At 61.5% G+C, this 19,550-nt stretch carries 17 protein-coding genes; 5 read left to right on the plus strand and 12 right to left on the minus strand.

Going from position 1 to position 19,550, the window contains the following annotated elements; genetic code table 11:
- The first annotated feature begins 27 nt into the window (after nucleotides 1-27).
- Nucleotides 28-261: a histone deacetylase gene (locus WC026_RS04860; protein WP_372709677.1), complete on the plus strand. Its 234-nt coding sequence runs from the start codon at nucleotides 28-30 to the stop codon at nucleotides 259-261.
- A gap of 45 nt (nucleotides 262-306) precedes the next feature.
- Here WC026_RS04860 and WC026_RS04865 read toward each other — a convergent pair whose 3' ends face one another.
- The gene (locus WC026_RS04865) at nucleotides 307-1,194 is read right to left on the minus strand and encodes a polysaccharide deacetylase family protein (protein ID WP_372709678.1); all 888 of its coding nucleotides are present in this window, start codon (nucleotides 1,192-1,194) and stop codon (nucleotides 307-309) included.
- 179 nt (nucleotides 1,195-1,373) lie between these two features.
- Between WC026_RS04865 and WC026_RS04870 the strand changes: the two genes are divergently transcribed.
- Nucleotides 1,374-1,787 (plus strand): NUDIX hydrolase, encoded by a 414-nt coding sequence (locus tag WC026_RS04870; protein ID WP_372709679.1) that lies wholly within the window; start codon nucleotides 1,374-1,376, stop codon nucleotides 1,785-1,787.
- A 27-nt stretch (nucleotides 1,788-1,814) separates the two neighbouring features.
- Here the strand turns inward: WC026_RS04870 and WC026_RS04875 are convergent, their stop codons facing one another.
- The 7 genes from WC026_RS04875 to glmM all read right to left on the minus strand — a co-directional run bounded on the left by WC026_RS04875 (nucleotide 1,815) and on the right by glmM (nucleotide 10,786).
- Nucleotides 1,815-2,450 (minus strand): GNAT family N-acetyltransferase, encoded by a 636-nt coding sequence (locus tag WC026_RS04875; protein ID WP_372709680.1) that lies wholly within the window; start codon nucleotides 2,448-2,450, stop codon nucleotides 1,815-1,817.
- A gap of 118 nt (nucleotides 2,451-2,568) precedes the next feature.
- Nucleotides 2,569-3,858, minus strand: a complete 1,290-nt coding sequence (locus WC026_RS04880) for an adenylosuccinate synthase (protein WP_372709681.1) — start codon at nucleotides 3,856-3,858, stop codon at nucleotides 2,569-2,571.
- Between the two features lie 104 nt (nucleotides 3,859-3,962).
- On the minus strand, nucleotides 3,963-5,690 hold the full coding sequence (locus tag WC026_RS04885) for a mucoidy inhibitor MuiA family protein (RefSeq protein ID WP_372709682.1): 1,728 nt from the start codon (nucleotides 5,688-5,690) through the stop codon (nucleotides 3,963-3,965).
- Between the two features lie 117 nt (nucleotides 5,691-5,807).
- On the minus strand, nucleotides 5,808-6,977 hold the full coding sequence (locus tag WC026_RS04890) for a phosphoserine transaminase (protein WP_372709683.1): 1,170 nt from the start codon (nucleotides 6,975-6,977) through the stop codon (nucleotides 5,808-5,810).
- A 239-nt stretch (nucleotides 6,978-7,216) separates the two neighbouring features.
- The gene (locus tag WC026_RS04895; RefSeq protein ID WP_372709684.1) at nucleotides 7,217-8,113 is read right to left on the minus strand and encodes an outer membrane protein; all 897 of its coding nucleotides are present in this window, start codon (nucleotides 8,111-8,113) and stop codon (nucleotides 7,217-7,219) included.
- Nucleotides 8,114-8,358: 245 nt separating this feature from the next.
- Nucleotides 8,359-9,162: an outer membrane protein gene (locus tag WC026_RS04900; RefSeq protein ID WP_372709685.1), complete on the minus strand. Its 804-nt coding sequence runs from the start codon at nucleotides 9,160-9,162 to the stop codon at nucleotides 8,359-8,361.
- A gap of 274 nt (nucleotides 9,163-9,436) precedes the next feature.
- Entirely contained in the window at nucleotides 9,437-10,786 is a 1,350-nt protein-coding gene (gene glmM, locus WC026_RS04905) for a phosphoglucosamine mutase (protein ID WP_372709686.1), read from the minus strand.
- Between the two features lie 330 nt (nucleotides 10,787-11,116).
- On the opposite strand from glmM, the gene WC026_RS04910 reads away from it, so the two are divergent.
- Genes WC026_RS04910 through WC026_RS04920 form a run of 3 tightly spaced genes read left to right on the plus strand, consistent with a single transcriptional unit; the run spans nucleotide 11,117 to nucleotide 13,907 of the window.
- Nucleotides 11,117-12,025, plus strand: a complete 909-nt coding sequence (locus tag WC026_RS04910) for a ParA family protein (RefSeq protein WP_372709687.1) — start codon at nucleotides 11,117-11,119, stop codon at nucleotides 12,023-12,025.
- A 27-nt stretch (nucleotides 12,026-12,052) separates the two neighbouring features.
- On the plus strand, nucleotides 12,053-12,517 hold the full coding sequence (locus WC026_RS04915) for a hypothetical protein (protein ID WP_372709688.1): 465 nt from the start codon (nucleotides 12,053-12,055) through the stop codon (nucleotides 12,515-12,517).
- 40 nt (nucleotides 12,518-12,557) lie between these two features.
- Entirely contained in the window at nucleotides 12,558-13,907 is a 1,350-nt protein-coding gene (locus WC026_RS04920) for an APC family permease (RefSeq protein ID WP_372709689.1), read from the plus strand.
- 4 nt (nucleotides 13,908-13,911) lie between these two features.
- Here the strand turns inward: WC026_RS04920 and WC026_RS04925 are convergent, their stop codons facing one another.
- The 4 genes from WC026_RS04925 to tilS all read right to left on the minus strand — a co-directional run bounded on the left by WC026_RS04925 (nucleotide 13,912) and on the right by tilS (nucleotide 19,544).
- Complete coding sequence (locus tag WC026_RS04925) at nucleotides 13,912-14,526, minus strand: pyridoxamine 5'-phosphate oxidase family protein (RefSeq protein ID WP_372709690.1); 615 nt, start codon at nucleotides 14,524-14,526, stop codon at nucleotides 13,912-13,914.
- Between the two features lie 31 nt (nucleotides 14,527-14,557).
- Nucleotides 14,558-15,661, minus strand: a complete 1,104-nt coding sequence (folP, locus tag WC026_RS04930; protein WP_372709691.1) for a dihydropteroate synthase — start codon at nucleotides 15,659-15,661, stop codon at nucleotides 14,558-14,560.
- A 452-nt stretch (nucleotides 15,662-16,113) separates the two neighbouring features.
- A complete protein-coding gene (gene ftsH, locus WC026_RS04935) occupies nucleotides 16,114-18,069 on the minus strand; it encodes an ATP-dependent zinc metalloprotease FtsH (protein WP_372709692.1) in 1,956 nt (651 codons plus the stop codon).
- A 143-nt stretch (nucleotides 18,070-18,212) separates the two neighbouring features.
- On the minus strand, nucleotides 18,213-19,544 hold the full coding sequence (gene tilS / locus WC026_RS04940) for a tRNA lysidine(34) synthetase TilS (RefSeq protein ID WP_372709693.1): 1,332 nt from the start codon (nucleotides 19,542-19,544) through the stop codon (nucleotides 18,213-18,215).
- Between the last annotated feature and the right edge of the window lie 6 nt (nucleotides 19,545-19,550).

Consider the following 19,550-nt stretch of genomic DNA (forward strand, 5'->3'; position numbering starts at 1 on the left):
GTTAGCCTCTAAACAAGGAGGCGGCATATGGCCATCTTTCATGGGCTGCTTAGACCCAGAGCCTTGGATGACGCTGTTCATTCCGGCGACAATGCGCTGAATGTTTTGCTGATGGTGCTGCTGGTCGCGTTCGGCGTGGCGAGCTGGTATTTCCATGCGAATCCCCTGGCGAGCCATACCGGCGCCGGGATGGCAGCCATCAGCGCGCCGCCGACTTCAGGACCTGGCGCAGGCGAAAACGCGATCCGTCCGTCGCCGTAAACTGGTCCCGTGCGCCGATGATCTGCGATCAAGATCGCGCGTTGGCTACGCAGAAGGCTTGCGCGTGCGAAGGGCCATCTTGCGCTGGATTTTCCCTGACGCAGTTCTAGATCGCTTGCGGGCATGCTGAGGATGGGCGGGCTTTTCGGGCGGCGTCACGTCGGCGACCAGATCGACCGAAGTTTTTGCCTTGAGCTGCACCACTTGATAACCGCCGGCTTTCAGTTGCGCGAAGAGTTGCGGCACGGCATCCGCGGTCCACTTGTGAATATCATGCATCAGGATAATGCCACGGCCGCGCGCTTTGAGCCCCGCCATCACGCGCGCAATAACCGGCTTGCTGCTGCGAACGCGCCAATCCTGCGAGTCGATATCTACTGCAAACTGCGCGATGTTTCGGCTTTTCATGTACGTTTCAGTGGTGTCGCTGCTGCTGAGGTAGGGATACCGGAAGAACGGCGCAATAGGTGTCGGGCTCGCCTTCTGGGCCTCGTTGAAGGTTGCTTCAACCTCGTGCTTGACGTCATCGAGAGCCCGCCGTGCGAGATTGGGATGGGTCCAGGTGTGAGTTCCGATCGTGTGGCCCTGTTCGGCTATCTCCTTAACGACCTCAGGGTGCACGGCGATCATTTCGCCGACGACGAAGAACGTCGCTGTCGTGCATTCCTTGGCGAGCGCCGCCAAAATCTTGCGCGTGTTCGCAGGCGACGGGCCATCATCAAAGGTGAGGACGACCTCTTTCGGCCGCAAGAAATCCGGATCGCCTTTTGGCGCTCCAATCCATGGTCCGCCGGTCGTGTCGACCTCGATCGTGCGCGAGATGCCGAGCGTGCCGGGCGCACAGACTCGCTCTCCAGCCTCCACTAAATTGGCCGCGAACGCCACTGTCGCCGCAGCAAGCGCGGCGAGCGTCAGAGAACGTGCAGCCTGCATTTCAAAGTCCCCGGGTTGCGGCAATCCCTTTGTTTTACCCGATGCGGTGCGCACCATCAAAGCGACAGTTGCGGATTGGACGCTGTCAAATCAGTAAGAATGAGCGTATGGTGTGCCCGTGCACATGAAGTCCGATACTCAGGCTTCCTTTTGCTGCCGTTTCCAATCATCATCAGGTCATGCCTTTATTGAAACAGGTCGGCGCATTGCCGCTGCGCAAAGCGCCGACCAATACGATTGAAGTGCTTCTGGTCTCTTCCAGGGATACGGGGCGATGGGTGATACCCAAAGGGTGGCCGTCGAAGCGCATGATCGACAGTGCCGCCGCCGCGCGAGAAGCCAAGCAGGAGGCTGGCGTTACCGGAAAGATCGCGAAGAAGCCTGTCGGCAGCTATCGCTACCGGAAAATCGAAAAGGAAAACATCCGGTTGATCGAGGTCGACGTCTATCTGCTCTGGGTCAAAAAAGAAAAGAAGCAGTGGAAGGAAAAGGCCGAGCGTAATCGCGTCTGGTTCGATGCACAGACCGCAAGCCGCAAAGTTCGCGAACCCAATCTGCGTGCGCTGATTTCGGCACTGGCTGACGGTCGATAAGGCCTGCTGCCTAAAACTTCGGCTGGATCAGTCGCCGGTGCGGAAGAACCAGCGTCGTGCCCGCGCAAACCTATTTTGGACTCGCGATGCTTCCGCAGCCTGTGAAGGCGCCGCAATGGGAGGCTTCGTAGCACCGCCGTCGTTCAACAGATCCTCGAACTCTTGGCGCGGTGCGAACCCGAGCCGTTCGCGGTGCGGATAATAAAAAACCAGAGCCGGCGAGCAGCGCCACCACATCTTGAACTCCGCGTCGGCCATCTTTGCGGGAGAAGCCGGCCACAGAAGCGCTCCGGCGCGCTCCAGATCGCGCGCGATGCAATCATAAACGGCGGTAGCTATGCCTTTCTTGCGAAATGCCTCTTTAACCTCGGCATTCACGATGGTGGCAATTCCGTCTTCCGGCTTTGTCAGCCGACAGAAAGCGACGTCATTTTCCGCCGCCTTGGCCGATCGCTCGTCAACGAAGACGCGGTAGACGACCTGAGGTTCGTGCTCCTCGAACAGCTGTCGCCGCAGGAAAAACGTCCGCCTGCCTTTGGTGCGGATCCTGACAATCGGCTCGGACTGGAAGTGGAGAGACAGTGCGGAATTGCTGACTTCAGGGTCGAACGATTGACTTCGTCTCAGTAAGGTCAATCGTTCGTATTGCGTCGACGGATTCACGTGCGATGTTTCCCTCTCCTCACGCACCTACCATCTCGAATTTTTTTACGCACCTTGCCAGCTTCTGCAGGCCCTATTCAACATGACATTTAGTCAAACGGACTATTTCAAATTGTTCTTATTCGAACGGGTCTTTCATCAGGATAGTGTCGGCGCGCTCGGGACTGGTTGAGAGAAGAGTTACGGGGCACTCAATCAATTCCTCGACGCGACGAACATATTTTACGGCTTGGGCCGGTAGATCGGCCCATCGGCGCGCGCCTTGCGTCGACTCGGACCAGCCCTCGAAATCTTCATAGACAGGAACAATTCTTGCCTGCGCGTTGGCGCTCGCCGGCAAGCGATTGAGACGTTCTCCGTCGAGCGTGTAGCCGACGCAGATCCGGATCGTTTCGAAGCCGTCCAGAACATCGAGCTTCGTCAGAGCTATTCCGTCTATCCCGGACACCTTCGCCACCTGCCGCACGAGTACACTGTCGAACCAGCCGCAGCGGCGCTTGCGTCCGGTGACTGTTCCGAACTCGTGCCCGCGCTCGCCGATTTTCTCTCCGATTGCGTCCATCAGCTCTGTCGGAAATGGCCCCGCTCCCACACGGGTCGTGTAGGCCTTCGCGATCCCAAGCACATATCCGGCATAACGCGGGCCGATGCCCGAACCCGTCGCTGCCTGAGCCGCAACTGTGTTCGACGACGTGACGTAAGGGTATGTGCCGTGGTCGACATCGAGGAGCGCGCCTTGCGCGCCTTCAAACAGAATGCGCTTGCCTTGCCTGCGCGCGACATCGAGCAGCTCCCACGAAACATCCATATAGGGGAGCACCTGCGGAGCAATGCCGGTCAAATCCGCGATGAGTTTCTCTTTCACGACTTCGGGCTGGCCGAGGCCACGGCGAAGGGCGTTGTGATGGGCAAGGACACGATCGATCTTCGGCCCAAGCGTCTCGGGAGACGCCAAGTCCTGCACTCGGATCGCACGGCGTCCGACCTTATCTTCATAGGCGGGGCCGATGCCACGGCCGGTGGTGCCGATCTTTTCGGTGCCCGCTGCTTCCTCGCGGAGCTGATCGAGTTCACGGTGCAAAGGCAGGATCAGCGTCGCGTTCTCAGCGACGCGGAGGTTGTCGCGCGTGATCGACAAACCTTGCTTTTTCAGCTTCTCGATTTCTGCGATGAGCGCCCACGGATCGACGACGACACCGTTGCCGATGACGGAAAGCTTGTCGGACCTGACGACGCCCGACGGCAGCAGCGAAAGCTTGAACGTCGTGCCGTCGATGACAAGCGTGTGGCCCGCGTTATGGCCGCCCTGGAAGCGCACGACGACATCGGCGCGCTCCGACAGCCAGTCCACGATCTTGCCTTTGCCCTCGTCGCCCCACTGGGCACCGACCACGACAACGTTCGTCATTCTCATACCTTCTCATGACTTGGCCCCGGCAGAAGCCGAGGCCATGCGGTGACACCGCGCTTTTTCAGATTTCTTTTTAGAAACTCAAATACCAGCAGGCTCGCTTATGGACCGTAGACAATCGACTTCGACGCCGGCCACGAGATGCGATAGCCGTACTCCAGAATCTTCTCTTCATCGGGATCGAGCTTGGCCTCGAAGGCCACAACTCCGCGGCGATCGTCGACATTCTGCGCCGTCGGCGTTGCGCGGCCCGTGTATTCGACCTTGATCTCATCGTTTTGCGAAACGGGGATACGGTCGAGGATCGTCACGTTGATCGGCCGCTCATGCAGGTTTTTGACGTTGACGCGGAAGCTCCGGCTATCGACGTGCGAGGTCGAAATCAGACCGCTCTCGCCGCGCTTTTCTTCCAGAACCGCGTGCTTGACCTTCACCTGATCGTCAATGCCGAAACCGAGCTTGTATTCCTCGCCCGGCGGCAGCAGCGGCACGTCGCCGGTGCCGACGAAAGTCCCGTCGCGGAAGAGATACACGCGGCCCGGCAGCAGCGGAGTGCCCTTGGCGATTTTCAGGGTGGCATAGAGATACGCGTTGGAGTCGAGCTTCGGAACAGACCGGCTGCCGAGCAGCGGCTCGATATCGTCCGACATCAGCAGCACGCGCTTGACGTCGCCATTGCCCGCGACCGTCGTGCGGCCCGGCACTTCGAATGTTGCTTCGAAGGGCGCGCTGTCGAGCTTCGCTACGGTTTCGACGACGGGAGCCGCATCCATTTCCGGCTCTGGCGGCGGGGGCGCGGCGGCAACCCCTCCGAGTGCACGGCCGTCGGCGAGGCGGTCACGTTTCGCGAACTCCATGTTCACGGAAGCTGGCGCGGCGGCGACAGGCCGTGGCGGCTGCTCATAATCGACGAATTGCGTATCGAGCATTGGAGCCGATGCGCCATCTGACGGGCGCGAGGTCGACAGCTGCAGCGCTACGCCCGTCCAATCCTCACCCGTCCTTTGCGAGATCGCCGCGCGGCGGGCGAGGGTCAGTTTCGGCGGCTCGGTCTTGGTGCCGGTCTGCAGGCGTGCGTCGTAAATCGGCGCCCAGTTTGCATCCGGAACCTGATAGCGGATCGTCAGATCGGCATCGACGGGCGTCTGGGCATAAACGAAAACGCGGATCTCGGTTTGCTCGGTCTTGGCGGGTGCGAGAGACGCAAGCTGGTTCTTAATATCCTTGATGTTGCGGTCGATGACGCGGATCTTCTGCTGCGCCTCGAGAGCGAGCTTTCCTGACTCTCCCGACGCCTGCGGAATGAGGGACAGAATTTTCTGCCAATCGTCACCAGCGCCCGCCGCTGTCTCGGACGATGGCCGCCGCTTCGGCAGTTCGGCCAGATTTGCGATCAGCTTCTTCTGGATCGCCGCCGCCTGGGCCTGGGCGTCGATCGCCGTGCGTTCATCCTTGAGCTGCTCAACGCGATCCTCAAACTCTTTGCGTTTGACGTCGGCGGCCTGGCTTTCCTGACGCTGCAACAGCTTGTGCGCGGTGTCGACGGAACCGATCTCGATCTTGCCCGTCGCCTTGCCTTCGACGCGGATCGATCCCGGGACCGCGCTTGCAGGCACGTCGCCCAGAATAATCGTGCTCTCGCCCTTGTCGAGCTTGACCTTGGCGAGGCGCGTGACTTCCGCCCCGGACAGAAACACGGTCACCGCGTCGACCACTGACGTCGCGGGGACGTCGGCAGCATGCGCACTCAGGGATTGGGCAGCCACAAGTACTGCCGCAAGGGCAAAACGCATCGCGCTAAAACCTTCGTTATTGTTCCGGATCGTCATACGCCACCCTTCCCGCATCCCCGGGGGCACACGGCCGCCATTATGGCCGATACGCTGGCCCAGCAAAAGCACTGACTCATGGCGGCGTTAACCCTCAGCCGGGCTCAAATTATGGCTTCAAAGCCCATTTTTACTGCGTGCCTCCGCATACGCCCACTCGAGCCAGGGCAGCAGGTCGAGAAGATCGGCTTTCTCGACGGTCGGCCCGCACCATATGCGCAAGCCGATCGGCATACCGCGATAGGCGCCGAGGTCGAACGCCGCCTTCTCGCTGGCGAGGATGCGCACCATGTCGTTCTGGACGGCGAGCGCCTTCGCCTCGCCAAGCGCCAGCAGATCGGGCTCGACGAAGCGGATCGCAACGGACGTTTCCGAACGCGTCTTCGGATCGACGGGAAGCGCTTCCACCCACGGTGTTCGCTCGATCCAACCATAGAGGGTTTCAGCGTTGGCGTGCGCACGCGCGATGGTGGCGTCGATGCCGCCGATCTCCTTCACCCAGTTGAGGCCATCGAGATAATCTTCGACGCAGAGCATCGACGGCGTGTTGATGGTCACGCCTTCGAAGACGTCATGAACGATCTCGCCCCGGTTCTTGATGCGGAACAGTCTGGGGATCGGCCAGGCGGGCGTATAGGAAGCCAAGCGTTCGAGAGCGCGCGGCGACATGATCGCCATGCCGTGCGCGGCTTCGGCGCCGAACGCTTTCTGCCAGGAGTAGGTCAGCACATCGATCTTGTTGAGATCGATCGTCTGTCCCATCAGCGCCGACGTCGCGTCGCAGATCGTCAAGCCTTGGCGATCGTCGGGAATCCAATCAGCGTTCGGCACGCGAACGCCGGTCGTCGTACCGTTCCAGGTAAAGACCACATCGCGCGCGAAATCGACTTTCGATAGGTCCGGCAGGTGGCCGGGCTCGGCGTCCATCGTGCGCGCGCCAGGAAGTTTCAGCTCTTCGGCGACGTCGCGCAGCCAGACGCGGCCGAACACATCCCAGGCGAGAACGTCGACGGGGCGCGCGCCAAGCAGGTTCCACATCGCAAGCTCGACCGCGCCGGTGTCGGAACCCGGAAGGAGCGCGATCTTGTAGCCCTCGGGCACGCGCAGAACTTCATGCGTCAGCGTGATGGCGTGCTTTAACCTCTCGCGCCCCTCGGGCGAGCGATGCGAGCGACCGGTCAATGCATTGCTCAGCGCGCCCGTGGTCCAGCCAGGACGTTTGGCGCAGGGGCCGGAGGAAAAGAACGGCCGGTTGGGCTTATTTTTCGGCTTTTCTGATGCGGACATTTCATTCCCGACGTTATTCCCGTCACCGCGACGGGCGGGGCCTCTTAGCACGAGATGGCAGAAGCGAAAAACCGGCTGTAGCGACGCGGCTTCTCCGGGTTCTTTTGCGCGTTTCGACGGTTGTCGAGGACCTGACCCCGTCCGTGTGCCCCGCATCACGCGTTTCCGCGCCGGCAGCAATAAAAAAAGGCGGCCATTTCGACCGCCTTTTGGGCACCGACAACAAAGGTGCGCAGCTTTCAGTCAAACTTGATACGGATGCCGGAGCGGAATTGCTGGAGAACTGCATTCTTGTAGACGATCGTATTGTCGCCTGAGATTGAAGGTGCGGTCGACGATATGGCATTGCCTTCCCATAGCATCTGCCAACCATTATCCCAGACGATCTGATCGGTGACATTATAGGCAATACCCGCCTGCACGGCGGCGGCAAAGTCGAATTGGTTTTTTGACGTCGAACCACTGATGCTCGCGCTAGGCGGCATTGCGGGATTTCCTGTCACATCGCAAGTGAGATCGGGGAAATTGGCTGTTGAAGCGCAACTAGCGAATTCAGAGTAGCCGCGGCGAATTCGCCTCCACGTAAATCCAACACCTCCGCCAATGTAAGGCGTAAATCGCGTTCCAGTTGGAATATCGTAGAGTAGGTTGAAAAGCGCCGTTGTCCGCGACAGTTTTACGGAGTCATTTCTTAGGACACCATAAGTATCAGAATCTGTTCCTGTACCCGCGACATTAATCGAGGTTCGTGTCGTTCGATAGCGTAGGGTTCCATCATCGGTCAGCCGCTCGTCGGGAGAATAGTCTATTGCTATTTCAGCACGCAGCGATGGCGTGAGGTAGCGTCCGAAGCTGCCGCTGAAGATCGGCGACGCACCAATATCGCCGCTGTCCTTCACCGGCATTTTGATGTCGCTACCGTTGATCTTGGCGCTTTGGGAAATGTTGGCGCCGATCGCAAGACCGACGTACCAATCGGAATCGTAATCGTAGGTCGGCACGGGAGCCGGCGCGGGAACGGGAATCGCAACGCCACCGCCCATGTCTCTGACGCCGCCCCAGTCGGCTGCCCAGCCCGGCGCCGCGCCTGCGATCAACGTGAGGCCCGCCAAAGCGAGCGCTTTCGAAAACGTCATGGCCGTTCTTCCCCCACTGCAAGCGAAACGCAAAATGCGCCGCTCAGGACTCTGTTCAACGCTACGCGTGCGCTAACCGAGCCACACGAGGGTCAGACGGCTTGCCGCGATCCGCATTCGGGATGCTTGCAGCAAAACGCCGTGGAACGAACCACACCGTTGGCACTACTCTTACTTAGAGAGCAGGTGCGAACTTGCCCCTGCTCCCGGCCGTGTCTTCGGCGCGCGACACGCGCCAACGCGAACTAGTTCAAGTCGTAACGCAGACCGACGCGGATCTGGTGCGCCGTCACGTCCTTCACCTTGACGTCGTCGACCGAGTTACCGCTCCAATCGGCCTCTCCGGTTTTGACGTCGCCGAGATAGAGGAAGCGATATCCGACATCGAGATAGAGCGCGTTGCCGCTGCTGACGGCCACCGGCTCGTCTTTCATGCCGCCACCCATGTAGCGCGTTTCGCCGCCACGAATGCGCCAGGCAAACCCGGCCATACCGGCGGCCGCGAAACTGTTGCTCGATCCGCCGCCGATGGTGCCTTCGCAGCCGCAATCCGGGTCGACTGTGCCGCTGGACGTCTCGTTGTGCGCGAAGCCGACGCCGCCGCCGATGTAAGGCATGAAGCGGCCGCCGCGATTGATATCGTAATAGAGGTTGGCGAGGACGACCGTGCTGCTGAAGTCGAACTTCGCGTGACCGATGTCGGTGCCGCACTCGCAGAGCGTCGTCTCGGTCGAGGCATCAAAGAGGTGATCGACGGTGATGTCGCCGCGGAAGCCACGTCCAAAGTAACGGCCGATGCCGCCGCCGACGGACCAGGCGCCATCCATCTTCGTTCCATGCGTGCCGAATGGGTCGGCGATATCGATTCCGGGATTGTTGAACCAGGTGTATCCGCCGTCGGCGCGGATATACCAGCCGGACGGGCCGGCTGCGGCAGGGGCCATCACAGGCTCGTCCTGCAAGCCGCCGAGGTCCGCAGCCGACGCACTCAGAGCACTACCGAGAACGAAGGCCGCGCCGAGAATCCATACTTTGCGCGCGTTGAACATCTGTCATTTCCTTTTCGCTCCGACGCGGCGCCAACGACGCACTGCGGCGGATACTGAACCGATGAGGACAATGCAGACGAAACGATTAAAGGAGGCTTAATCAGCGTCGAGGATTGGCACGCTCAGCCGTCTGAGAAAGACGAACGTAGCGTAAGCAAAATCGGCTTGTCCGGCTTAGGACGCCAGCCCATAGCGAGGCTCGTTGAGCGGCATACGGATCAATCCGATCACGCACGCGCCCGCAAGGACGAGCAAAGACTTTGGGGCGAAGTCCTTAGGCTGCGGCGGCGGATTTCACGGCGTCGACGATGTCGCCGACGATAGACGACACGACCTGCTCGTCATCGCCTTCCGCCATCACGCGAATGACGGGCTCGGTGCCTGACGGGCGAATGACGAGGCGGCCGTTTTCTCCGAGCTTTGCCTTTGCCCCTTCGATCGCCTTGACAACGCGCGTATCGTCGAGCGGCTTGCCGCTGCCGTATCGCACGTTGCGCAGGATTTGCGGCAGCGGATGGAAGCGATCGCAGACTTCCGAGACGGTCTTGCCGGTTGCCACGACGCAGGCGAGGATCTGCAGCGCCGAGACAAGGCCGTCGCCCGTGGTCGTGAAGTCCGACAGCACGATGTGGCCGGACTGCTCGCCGCCGACGTTGAAGCCGTGCTTGCGCATGTGCTCGGTGACATAGCGATCGCCGACGGGCGTGCGCACCATCGTCAGGCCGATCGATTTCAAATAGCGCTCGAGGCCGAGGTTGCTCATCACCGTCGCGACGATGCCGCCCGCCGTCAGTTGTCCGGAACGAAGCCAGCTATCGGCGATGACGGCCATCAACTGGTCGCCGTTTACGATCCGGCCCTTCTCGTCGACGATGATCACGCGGTCCGCATCGCCGTCGAGACCAATGCCGATATCGGCCCGGAATTCCTTGACTTTCTCGACCAAAAGCTCCGGCGCGGTCGAGCCGCAGTTGAGGTTGATGTTCTGGCCGTTCGGCTCGACGCCGATCTTGATCACTTCGGCGCCCAGCTCCCAGAGCGCTTCAGGGGCGACTTTGTAAGCGGCGCCGTTGGCGCAATCGATGACGATGCGCAGGCCCGCGAGGCGCAAGTGCTTCGGCATCGTGCGCTTGGCGAATTCGATATAGCGCTCCTGCGCGCTTTCAACCCGCGTCGCCCGGCCGATGTGCTCGGCTTCGACCAGCAAGCTCTTGCTGTCGGAGTCGATCAGATCCTCGATCTGGTGCTCCATATCGTCGGACAGCTTGTAGCCGTCGGCGTCGAATAGCTTGATGCCGTTGTCGTTCGATGGATTGTGCGATGCCGAGAGCATCACCCCCAGATCGGCGCGCAGCGAGCGCGTCAGCATCGCGACGGCCGGTGTCGGCATCGGCCCCAGAAGGAAGACGTCCATACCGACGGAGGTAAAGCCGGACATCAGCGCGGCCTCCAGCATATAGCCCGAGAGGCGCGTGTCCTTGCCGATCACCACGCGATGGCGATGCGTGCCGGAGCGGAAGATCGTTCCGGCCGCCATGCCGACCTTCAGCGCAATTTCCGACGTCATCGGATGGCGGTTGGCGAGACCGCGAATGCCGTCTGTCCCGAAATAGCGGCGTGACATGTGCTCTCCCGTCGTGGCCGTGCGGGAACGCCTGTTCCCAAAGTTCAATATTCCAATTTTCGCGGAACGCGAGCATGGCGCTTCAGCGCTTGCCGCTGATTACGGGCCACACTTGTCCCAGATCGTGAGATCATGCCACTTCGAAGGTTGAGCTTAAGCAAATTTCCGACCATTTTCCCCGCGTTGTAGTGGCATGGCGGCTATCATGGCGGCTTCGGGCGCTCTTGGATAGGGCCACGGAATCGGCCCATAGGTCGGCTACCAGTTTTTAAGCGTCTGCCGGCGGCGGCATAGAGGGTCAAGGCCGGTACAGCGAGGGGTAAAAGGTTTATGGCAGTGTTTCTGGCGGTCGCGAACCGCAAGGGCGGGGTCGGGAAATCCACCGTCGCCGTGATGCTGGCGCACGCGCTGGCGGTTCACGGCAGCAAGCGGGTGCTTCTTATCGATCTCGATTCGCAATGCAACGCGTCGTTGATCCTGATGGGCGGCCAGGGATGGAACGAGGCGCGCAAGGCCGGAAAGACGATTGCCGACTATTTCTACGACCTGTTCGACGGCATCCCCGCCAATGCGCGCGACTACGTTTCCAAGAATGCCGGGGACGTTTCGGCGGCCAACGGCAAGCCGGCGTCGATCTCGGTGGTGCCGGGATCGCTGCTGCTCGAGGACATCCAGGGCGAGCTTTATCTGAAGCAGGCCAACCAGAGCAATATTCCGGACGTCGTCGCGAACCGGGTGCGCGGCCGCATGGAGAGCCTGATCCGGCGCTTCGAGGGCGATTACGACGTCGTGATCCTCGACTGTGCGCCGGGGCTGTCGTTCGCGGCGCTTGCCGCGCTCAAGACGGCCGACAAAGTCATCGTTCCCTTCCGTCCCGATTACGTTTCGCAGCTCGCGGTCGACCGCGTGGCGATGCTCATCGAGGACACGCGCAACCTCGACGATCTGTCGGAAATTCCGATGGACGACCGGCGTTACGCCTGCCTTGCAAACTACGTGCGGAACGACGACAAGGACTATATGATGATCGAGGAAATCAGCCTCGTGCATCCGGTGCTTGAAACATTCCTGCCGCAACGAAACGGTATCGCAAACGCGTTCGATTATGTCGGGCAGCTTCGGCCGATCGACGTGAAATACTCGGATGCGGCGGGTGACGTGAAGGAACTTTACCAGGAAATCTCGCGGGTCATTGACTCGATCTCCGCAAACAAGAAAACGAAGGTTCCGGTTTCTTAAAGCCCCCAGTCGAAAAGCGCATCGATCATGAGCAAAGGCACACAGCTCTGGCCCGGCGATAAGATGCGCAGCTTCTTCAGCGCGCATATCCGGCGTCAGACGTCACTCGACGATGCGGCGGCGGAGCGGCTTGCCGAGGCGTTGACCAAGGCGGTCAACCGCATGCTCGTCTGGGACATGCCGGGTGACGTTCCGCGTACGGACAAGGCTGGCGAGAAGGCCGACCCCGCGCCCGAGATCGCGGCTCGTCATGCACGCGCCGAGAACTTCAATCCGTATCTCTTCTCGGCCATCGTCGTTCTTGCGAAGCAGGGCCGCGACGGGCTGATCAAGCGACTCCAGGAAATCAAGTCGGCGGAGAACCTCAGGGCGTTCGCGGAAGCGCAGCATGTTCCGGTTGACACCAAGCTCCGCCGCCTGGACGACATCCGCAAAGCCATCGTCGCCGCCGCCGAGCAGCGCCTCGCCGACCGCAAGGCCGCCGCGAGCTGAGCATCGCCCCTTCGCGGATCGTCGCGCATCGGAGCACCGCATGAGCGACCAGACGAGCGATCCGCTGAGCAACAAGGCGCAACGCGGCGAACCTCTCCTCCGCCGTTCGATCGGTACGACGCAGCTCGCGCTTTACGCGCTCGGCAGCATGGTCGGCTCGGGGATTTACGGACTGATCGGCAAGGCCACGGGCGAGGCCGGCTCCGCCGTCTGGCTGTCATTCCTCGTTGCGCTCTGCGCCGCGCTGTTGACGTCGCTCTCCTATGCCTCGCTCGGCTCGCGATATCCGAGAGCGGGCGGGGCCGCGTATGTGACCGGACGCGCGTTTCGCGTTCCCGTCGTGAGCTTCGTCGTTGGGCTGGCGCTCGTCGCCTCGGGGCTGACCTCGATTGCGACGCAATCGAAAATTTTCGCCACGATCCTCGCGGACATGGCGGGCCTCGAACGGCTTTCGCCGACGTTCATCGCCGCCGGCTTCCTTCTGATCCTGGGCGGCATCGTCTTTCGCGGCATCCGCGAGAGCATGTGGGTCAACGTGCTCTGCACGCTGATGGAAGTTTCGGGCCTGCTTCTCGTGATCGCGTCCGGCATTTCCTATTGGGGCAGCGTCGACTACTTCGAAACGCCGCCGCAACGTGCCGATACGGCATTCAGTGTGATTGTTCTGCAAGCGTCGGTCTTGACGTTCTTCGCCTTCATCGGATTTGAAGACGCCGTCAATGTCGCGGAAGAATGCAAAGATCCGGAGCGGACGATACCTCGAGGTCTCGTCATCGCGACATGCTCCGCTGCGCTGCTCTATATCGCGGTTGCGATCACGGCCGTGTCGGTCGTTCCCTGGAATGAGCTTGCGACGGCGTCGAGCCCGCTGACCGAAGTCATGCGCCGCGGCGCGCCCGGCATCCCGCCCGGCATCATGACGTTTATCGCGCTGTTCTCCGTCGCCAATACCGCACTCGTCAATTACGTCACGGCCTCGCGCCTGATCTACGGCATGGCGGGACAAGGCTTGCTCCCGGGCCCTCTCGGCCGTGTGCACGCGACGCAAAGGACACCGCACATCGCCGTACTGGTGCTGCTCGCCGTGGCGCTGCTGCTCGTGATTGCGGGCGGAATTGCAGATCTAGCGGCGGCGACCGTCTTGCTGCTGCTGGTCGTGTTCATCGCCGTCAATGCGTCGCTCGTCACGCTCAAGCGCCGCGCCGGCGAAAAGCCCGGCCAGTTCGAAATTCCGATTGTCCTGCCGATTGCTGGAATAGCCGTTTGCGCGGGGCTGCTATTGACGCGCCTTGCGAGCAGCGATTGGCGCGCCCCCGCGCTCGCGGGAGCGCTGATAGCCGTGATCCTCGGCCTTTACGCTTTTCTTCGGTCCAAATCGGACATCCGGTGAGCACTCATTGCGCCTGCGAGCCGCTCAGCAGGCGCGCATTTTCCGTTTCGAGATCGGCAATCCGCTTTTGCATCCGGCCAAAAGCTTCCGCCACTTCGTCAAACGGTAGCATCCGCCGAATATGTTGCGGGCAATTCTGGTCCCAAGCTTCGATCGTAAAGACGATCACGCGCTCCGGTCGCGCGCGATAGCCTGGATCGCTTAACTTCGAGAGAAGGTCCTCGTCGCCTTCGATCACCTTGGCCGTGCCCCAAAGCTTCACGCGCCGCTGATGCACGTAGTCCATGATAAATATATATGCCTTGGGGTTCTCGGCGAGATTGCCGATCGTGATGTACTGCCTGTTTCCAGCGTAATCAGCGAACGCCAGCGTCTTGTCGTCGAGGATCTTGAGAAATCCCGCCGGTCCGCCGCGATGCTGGATGTAGGGTTGCCCCTCGGCGTTCGCGGTTGAGAGGTAGAACGAGCGGGCATCCGCAATGAATGCGGTCAGGTCGGGCGTGACCGTGCTCGGCCATCCCCGCAAACGTTCCATACGCTCGTACTGAAGACGCGACCCGCGCTTTGCCTGTTCGGCCTTGACGGACGGTGTAAATGCTACGTCGGAAGTTATTTGCATCAGAGCTCATCTCCCGCGCTTAATGCCTCGGTTATTCCAACCCCTTTTCAGTGCCCGCCGTGCAGGCGCGCCAAACCTCGATCGCCTGCTTCGTTTCCTTGACGTCATGGACGCGCACGATCTGCACCCCTGATGCGACGCCCGCGATGGCACAGGCGAGTGAACCCGAAACACGATCCTTCACGTCGTCGACGTTGCAGAGCTGGCCGATCATTTTCTTGCGGCTCGCGCCGAGAAGGATCGGCACGCCGAGCCCGTGATAGAGCGATAGTCCCGCCATGACCGCGACGTTATGGTGAAGGTGCTTGCCGAAGCCTATGCCCGGATCGACGACAATCTTCGATTTCGGAATTCCGGCCGCGATGCAGGCCTGCACGCGGCTTTCGAGATAGTCGAACACGTCAAGGACGACATCATCGTACTGCGGATTGTCGTTCATCGTTTTCGGATCGCCCTGCGCGTGCATGACGATGACGGGCAGTTCCGCTTCAGCCGCGACGGCAAGTGAGTCCGGATCATGTGTGAACGCCGAGACGTCATTCAAGATGTCGGCTCCGGCGGCTGCGGCGCGGCGCATGACCTCACCCTTGCGAGTATCGATCGAAATCACCGCGTCGGTTTTGGCGCGCAAGCCCTCGATCACAGGGATGACGCGGCGAAGCTCTTCGTCGAGCGCAACGGCGTCCGACTGCGGGCGCGTGCTCTCGCCGCCGATGTCGAGAATGTCGGCGCCTTCAGCGATAAGTTCCAGTCCGTGCGCAATCGCTTTGTCAGTGTTCAGATTTTCGCCACCATCGGAGAAACTGTCGGGGGTGACGTTGACGATCCCCATGATGCGCGGACGGTCAAGCGACAGACCGGCGATCCGCGGACGCTGCGAGGACAGCTCCTCGAGAATGTCGGCGGCAGCCAAAGCCTCGCGCCCCCAGTCGCCACTGAACGCGTCGCCCAAGACGATCGTACGCCGCTTCGTTTCGGGCGTCGCTCGCGTCAGGACATCGAGTGCCGCGAACGACAGCCGTCCGCCAGCGAGCGGCAATCCGCGCCATTCGGGAATGTCGGGTTCGTCGATCGCCCGGCGGGCGCTCCGGTTCCAGAACATCGCGGTGGGCTGAAGATAGATCGAGCGTTTCATCGGTCGCTGTATCCGTGGGTGGCCAGATGGTCTTAGGGAAAAAACTCTAACAGCTCGCCCGGGCCTTCACCCCACCCCTAACCCCTCCCCGTCAAGGGGAGGGGAATAAGAGGAGAACTCGTCTGCTGCTTCACTGCGAGTCATTAGGTTCAGTCGGGTTCGTTCAATGCTCTTGCTTGGGCTGCCGTCACTTCTCCCCTCTCCCTCGCTGGGAGGGTCGGGGGCGACCTGCCGCAGATACTCGAAATTTTCGTCCGCTGTTCGATCATTGAAAACGTCTGAGATTTGGCCTGGGTCTTCACCCCGCCCCTAACGCCTCCGCGTCAAGGGAGGGGAATAAGAGCGATGGTCGGTAGATGCTGCTGCGATAACGAATCGCGACGGGAGCCGCAAACGAAAGCGGCCGCGAGAGCATCGCGGCCGCTGGATGATTGATAGCGCGCATGAGCGGCTCAGCCTTGGGGCTGGGGCTCCGGCCCGATGTCGATGCCGCCCGACGGCTCGCCGCGCGGACGTGGTGGCTGCCGCCCGGCCGAGGGCACGGCGGAACCTGCCGAACCCTTCGTGCCGTCACCATCATCGCGGCGAGCGATCTTCTCGCCGCGCATGATCGCCTGACATTCTTCGCCGGTAATCGTCTCGTATTCCATGAGCGCCTGCGCCAGGGCTTCGAGCTCGGCCTTGTGCTTCGTCAGCACTTCCCAGGCGATGCTCTGCCCAGTCGTGACGATGCGGCGCGTCTCTTCGTCGATGAGACCGGCGGTTTCCTCGCTCATGTTCTTCTGCTGCGTGATCGAATGCCCGAGGAAGACTTCCTGCGAGTTTTCCGAGTAGAGCAGCGGACCGAGCTTATCGCTCATGCCCCATTCCGTGACCATGCGCTTGGCAATGCCGGTCGCCTGGCTGATGTCGCTCGACGCGCCGGTATTCAAGTGCTCGCGGCCGTAGATGATCTGCTCGGCGACGCGGCCGCCGAAGGCCATCGCGATCTTGCCTTCGCACCATTGCTTGGAATAGCTGAGGCGATCGCGCTCCGGCAAACTCATCGTGACGCCCAGCGCACGGCCGCGCGGAACGATCGTCACCTTATGCAGCGGATCGTTGCCCGGCACGACGAGGTTGACGATCGCGTGCCCGGCTTCGTGGTAAGCGGTCGCGAGCTTTTCTTCCTGTGTCATGGCCATGGTCTTGCGCTCGGCGCCCATCATGACCTTGTCTTTGGAATCCTCGAACTCGGCCTGTGTGACGAGCCGCTTGTTGCGGCGCGCGGCAAGCAAGGCCGACTCGTTCACGAGGTTCGCAAGATCGGCGCCTGAGAAGCCCGGCGTGCCGCGTGCAATGACTTTCGGATCGACGTCGGGCGCCAGCGGCACTTTCTTCATGTGAACGCGCAGGATCTTTTCGCGTCCGTTTACGTCCGGGTTCGGCACCATGATCTGGCGGTCGAAACGGCCGGGACGCAGCAACGCGGGATCGAGAACGTCGGGACGGTTGGTCGCCGCAATGATGATGATGCCTTCGTTGGCTTCGAAGCCGTCCATCTCGACGAGCAACTGGTTGAGCGTCTGCTCGCGCTCGTCGTTGCCGCCGCCGAGACCGGCGCCGCGATGACGGCCCACGGCGTCGATTTCGTCGATGAAGATGATGCAGGGCGCGTTCTTCTTCGCCTGCTCAAACATGTCACGAACGCGGCTGGCGCCGACGCCGACGAACATCTCCACGAAATCGGAGCCCGAGATCGTGAAGAAGGGCACGTTGGCTTCGCCCGCAACGGCGCGAGCGATCAGCGTCTTACCCGTTCCCGGAGGGCCGACGAGCAGACAGCCGCGCGGAATGCGTCCGCCGAGGCGCTGGAACTTCTGCGGATCGCGAAGGAACTCGACGATCTCCTCGAGATCCGATTTCGCTTCGTCGACACCGGCGACGTCGTCAAACGTGACGCGGCCGTGGCGCTCGGTCAGGAGCTTGGCGCGCGACTTGCCGAAGCCCATGGCGCGCCCCGAACCGGACTGCATCTGGCGCATGAAGAAGATCCAGACGCCGATCAACAGCAGCATCGGGAACCAACTCAGGAGAATGCTCGTGATCGACTGCACTTCATCCTCTGCGGGCCGCGCTTTGAACTTCACACCCTTTTCGCGCAAGCGGGTGACGAGATTGGGGTCTTCGGGTGCGTACGTCGCGAATGCCGCTTCGGTTCCCGCCGCATCGCGCTTCGTGCCGGTGATACGATTACCGGCAAGAACGGCTTCCGACACAGTCCCCTTATCGACAGCGTCAAGGAATTCTGAATATTGAATCTCGTTTGAATGCCTGGACTGGCTGGGGTTGCTCACCAGATTATACAAAGCGAGCAGCAGGACGAGCAGCGCCGCCCAGATCGCAAGTTTCTGATAATTAGGGTTCATAGGATTCCCTGTTGAGGCCAGTCACCGACCAGTCACGCGGCCAGCGTTCTGGGCTCCGGCCGCGCATGGAGCCGGACAGCCTGCTTAACATAGGAGGCTCGGCACATCCGCACAAGTTCAGCCTACAGCCTGCCCTTAAAACCTTAACAAGCAGCCGACGACGCCAAAGCCTTGAGTTCACACCCTGCTTCCACAAGCGGCGCTTCGGAAGCCATCGCAAATGGGGCAAGGGACGGAACCGCGACCAAATCGTCGCCCTGCCAGAAGGACGGCAGGGCATGTGCCGCCCGCGCCGGCGGTCGACGCCCAGGGGTGAGGCGGGCCGCGATTCTCAAGTAATTTTCCGCGCCTAGCGGGCGCACTTTTACCGGCCCATTCGCTTCCGCCGAACGCTGGACAACGAACCTGCGGTCCCACATGCGGCTTTCACCTGGAGTTAAAATAAGGTCAGACTGGATGAGCCGCCCCGCCTCACGCCAGACCCGGACGAAACGGCTGCCGCTCGTGATCATGGCGCCGCCGAGCGTCGCGGTGCTTTTTTCTTCCGCCTGAAGCCTGGCCGCGAGGTCTTCGATCTCGGAAAGGCCGGGTCGGTCGCTGGCGCCGCCGTAGCGTGCGACGAGGCTTGCGAGAAGCCGCTGGCGGAGCAACGCGGGACCGTCGCGGAAAGCGTTGCGATCGAACGCGGCGAAGACTTCATTGCCGAACGAAAGAGCAAGGGTCGCGGCGAAGCGTTCGTCGGCGTAGCGCAGCGCTGCTTCGGCGGCACCGAGACGCCGCGCCGACGTCGCGAGCGCCTCGGCGGAAATTCCGGCGGCGTCGAGAGCCGGTAGCGTGTCGCGGACGCGCGTACGTTCGTAGCGATGATCCGTGTTGGTCGGATCGTCAACGCTGGCTACGCCACTCGCTTCAAGCGTTGCGGTGAGGCGCGATTTGGAGAACGGCAAGAACGGCCGCGCAAGTTTGACGTTCGATCCTTCTTGCAGCGTGCGTTCAGCCGGCATGGCGGCGAGCCCGGCAACGCCGGCTCCGCGTGCGAGACGCATGGCGAAGGTTTCGGCCTGGTCGTCCTGATGATGCGCCGTGACGACGGCAACCGTGCCCGCGCTCAGGCTTCGCGCATGCGCCTCAAGCAGCCGGTAACGCGCCCGGCGCGCGGCATCGGGAATGCCGCTCGGCGGCTTCTCGCCGGTCCAATGCAATGTGACGTGAGGCATTCCCAGGCGGCGCGACTCTCTCGCAACGAATTCGGCCTCCCGGGACGCTTCAGGCCGAAGGCCGTGGTCGACCGTTGCGACGGAAAGCGATGGTGGCGCGCCATTTCGGCTCTGACGCCATTCGGCAGCAAGAACGAGAAGAGCCATGCTATCGGGGCCACCCGAAACGGCGAGAACGACGTGCTCAAACGTTGCGAGCGGCTCGAAAGCGGCGTTCGCTTCGACAGGCGAGACCGGCAGATGCGAGTCGCGTGACATCGCTTT

Origin of the sequence: Hyphomicrobium sp. (assembly GCF_041674905.1) — a bacterium.
Lineage (GTDB): Bacteria > Pseudomonadota > Alphaproteobacteria > Rhizobiales > Hyphomicrobiaceae > Hyphomicrobium_B.

Bases quoted from the DNA above. Each gene is read 5' to 3' on its own strand.
- WC026_RS04910 (WP_372709687.1), top strand. From the start codon at position 11,117: ATGGCAGTGTTTCTGGCGGTCGCGAACCGCAAGGGCGGGGTCGGGAAA.
- glmM (WP_372709686.1), bottom strand. From the start codon at position 10,786: ATGTCACGCCGCTATTTCGGGACAGACGGCATTCGCGGTCTCGCCAAC.
- ftsH (WP_372709692.1), bottom strand. From the start codon at position 18,069: ATGAACCCTAATTATCAGAAACTTGCGATCTGGGCGGCGCTGCTCGTC.
- WC026_RS04890 (WP_372709683.1), bottom strand. From the start codon at position 6,977: ATGTCCGCATCAGAAAAGCCGAAAAATAAGCCCAACCGGCCGTTCTTT.
- WC026_RS04895 (WP_372709684.1), bottom strand. From the start codon at position 8,113: ATGACGTTTTCGAAAGCGCTCGCTTTGGCGGGCCTCACGTTGATCGCA.
- WC026_RS04865 (WP_372709678.1), bottom strand. From the start codon at position 1,194: ATGCAGGCTGCACGTTCTCTGACGCTCGCCGCGCTTGCTGCGGCGACA.
- tilS (WP_372709693.1), bottom strand. From the start codon at position 19,544: ATGTCACGCGACTCGCATCTGCCGGTCTCGCCTGTCGAAGCGAACGCC.
- WC026_RS04870 (WP_372709679.1), top strand. From the start codon at position 1,374: ATGCCTTTATTGAAACAGGTCGGCGCATTGCCGCTGCGCAAAGCGCCG.
- WC026_RS04885 (WP_372709682.1), bottom strand. From the start codon at position 5,690: ATGACGATCCGGAACAATAACGAAGGTTTTAGCGCGATGCGTTTTGCC.
- WC026_RS04920 (WP_372709689.1), top strand. From the start codon at position 12,558: ATGAGCGACCAGACGAGCGATCCGCTGAGCAACAAGGCGCAACGCGGC.
- WC026_RS04900 (WP_372709685.1), bottom strand. From the start codon at position 9,162: ATGTTCAACGCGCGCAAAGTATGGATTCTCGGCGCGGCCTTCGTTCTC.
- WC026_RS04860 (WP_372709677.1), top strand. From the start codon at position 28: ATGGCCATCTTTCATGGGCTGCTTAGACCCAGAGCCTTGGATGACGCT.
- WC026_RS04880 (WP_372709681.1), bottom strand. From the start codon at position 3,858: ATGACGAACGTTGTCGTGGTCGGTGCCCAGTGGGGCGACGAGGGCAAA.
- WC026_RS04915 (WP_372709688.1), top strand. From the start codon at position 12,053: ATGAGCAAAGGCACACAGCTCTGGCCCGGCGATAAGATGCGCAGCTTC.
- WC026_RS04925 (WP_372709690.1), bottom strand. From the start codon at position 14,526: ATGCAAATAACTTCCGACGTAGCATTTACACCGTCCGTCAAGGCCGAA.
- folP (WP_372709691.1), bottom strand. From the start codon at position 15,661: ATGAAACGCTCGATCTATCTTCAGCCCACCGCGATGTTCTGGAACCGG.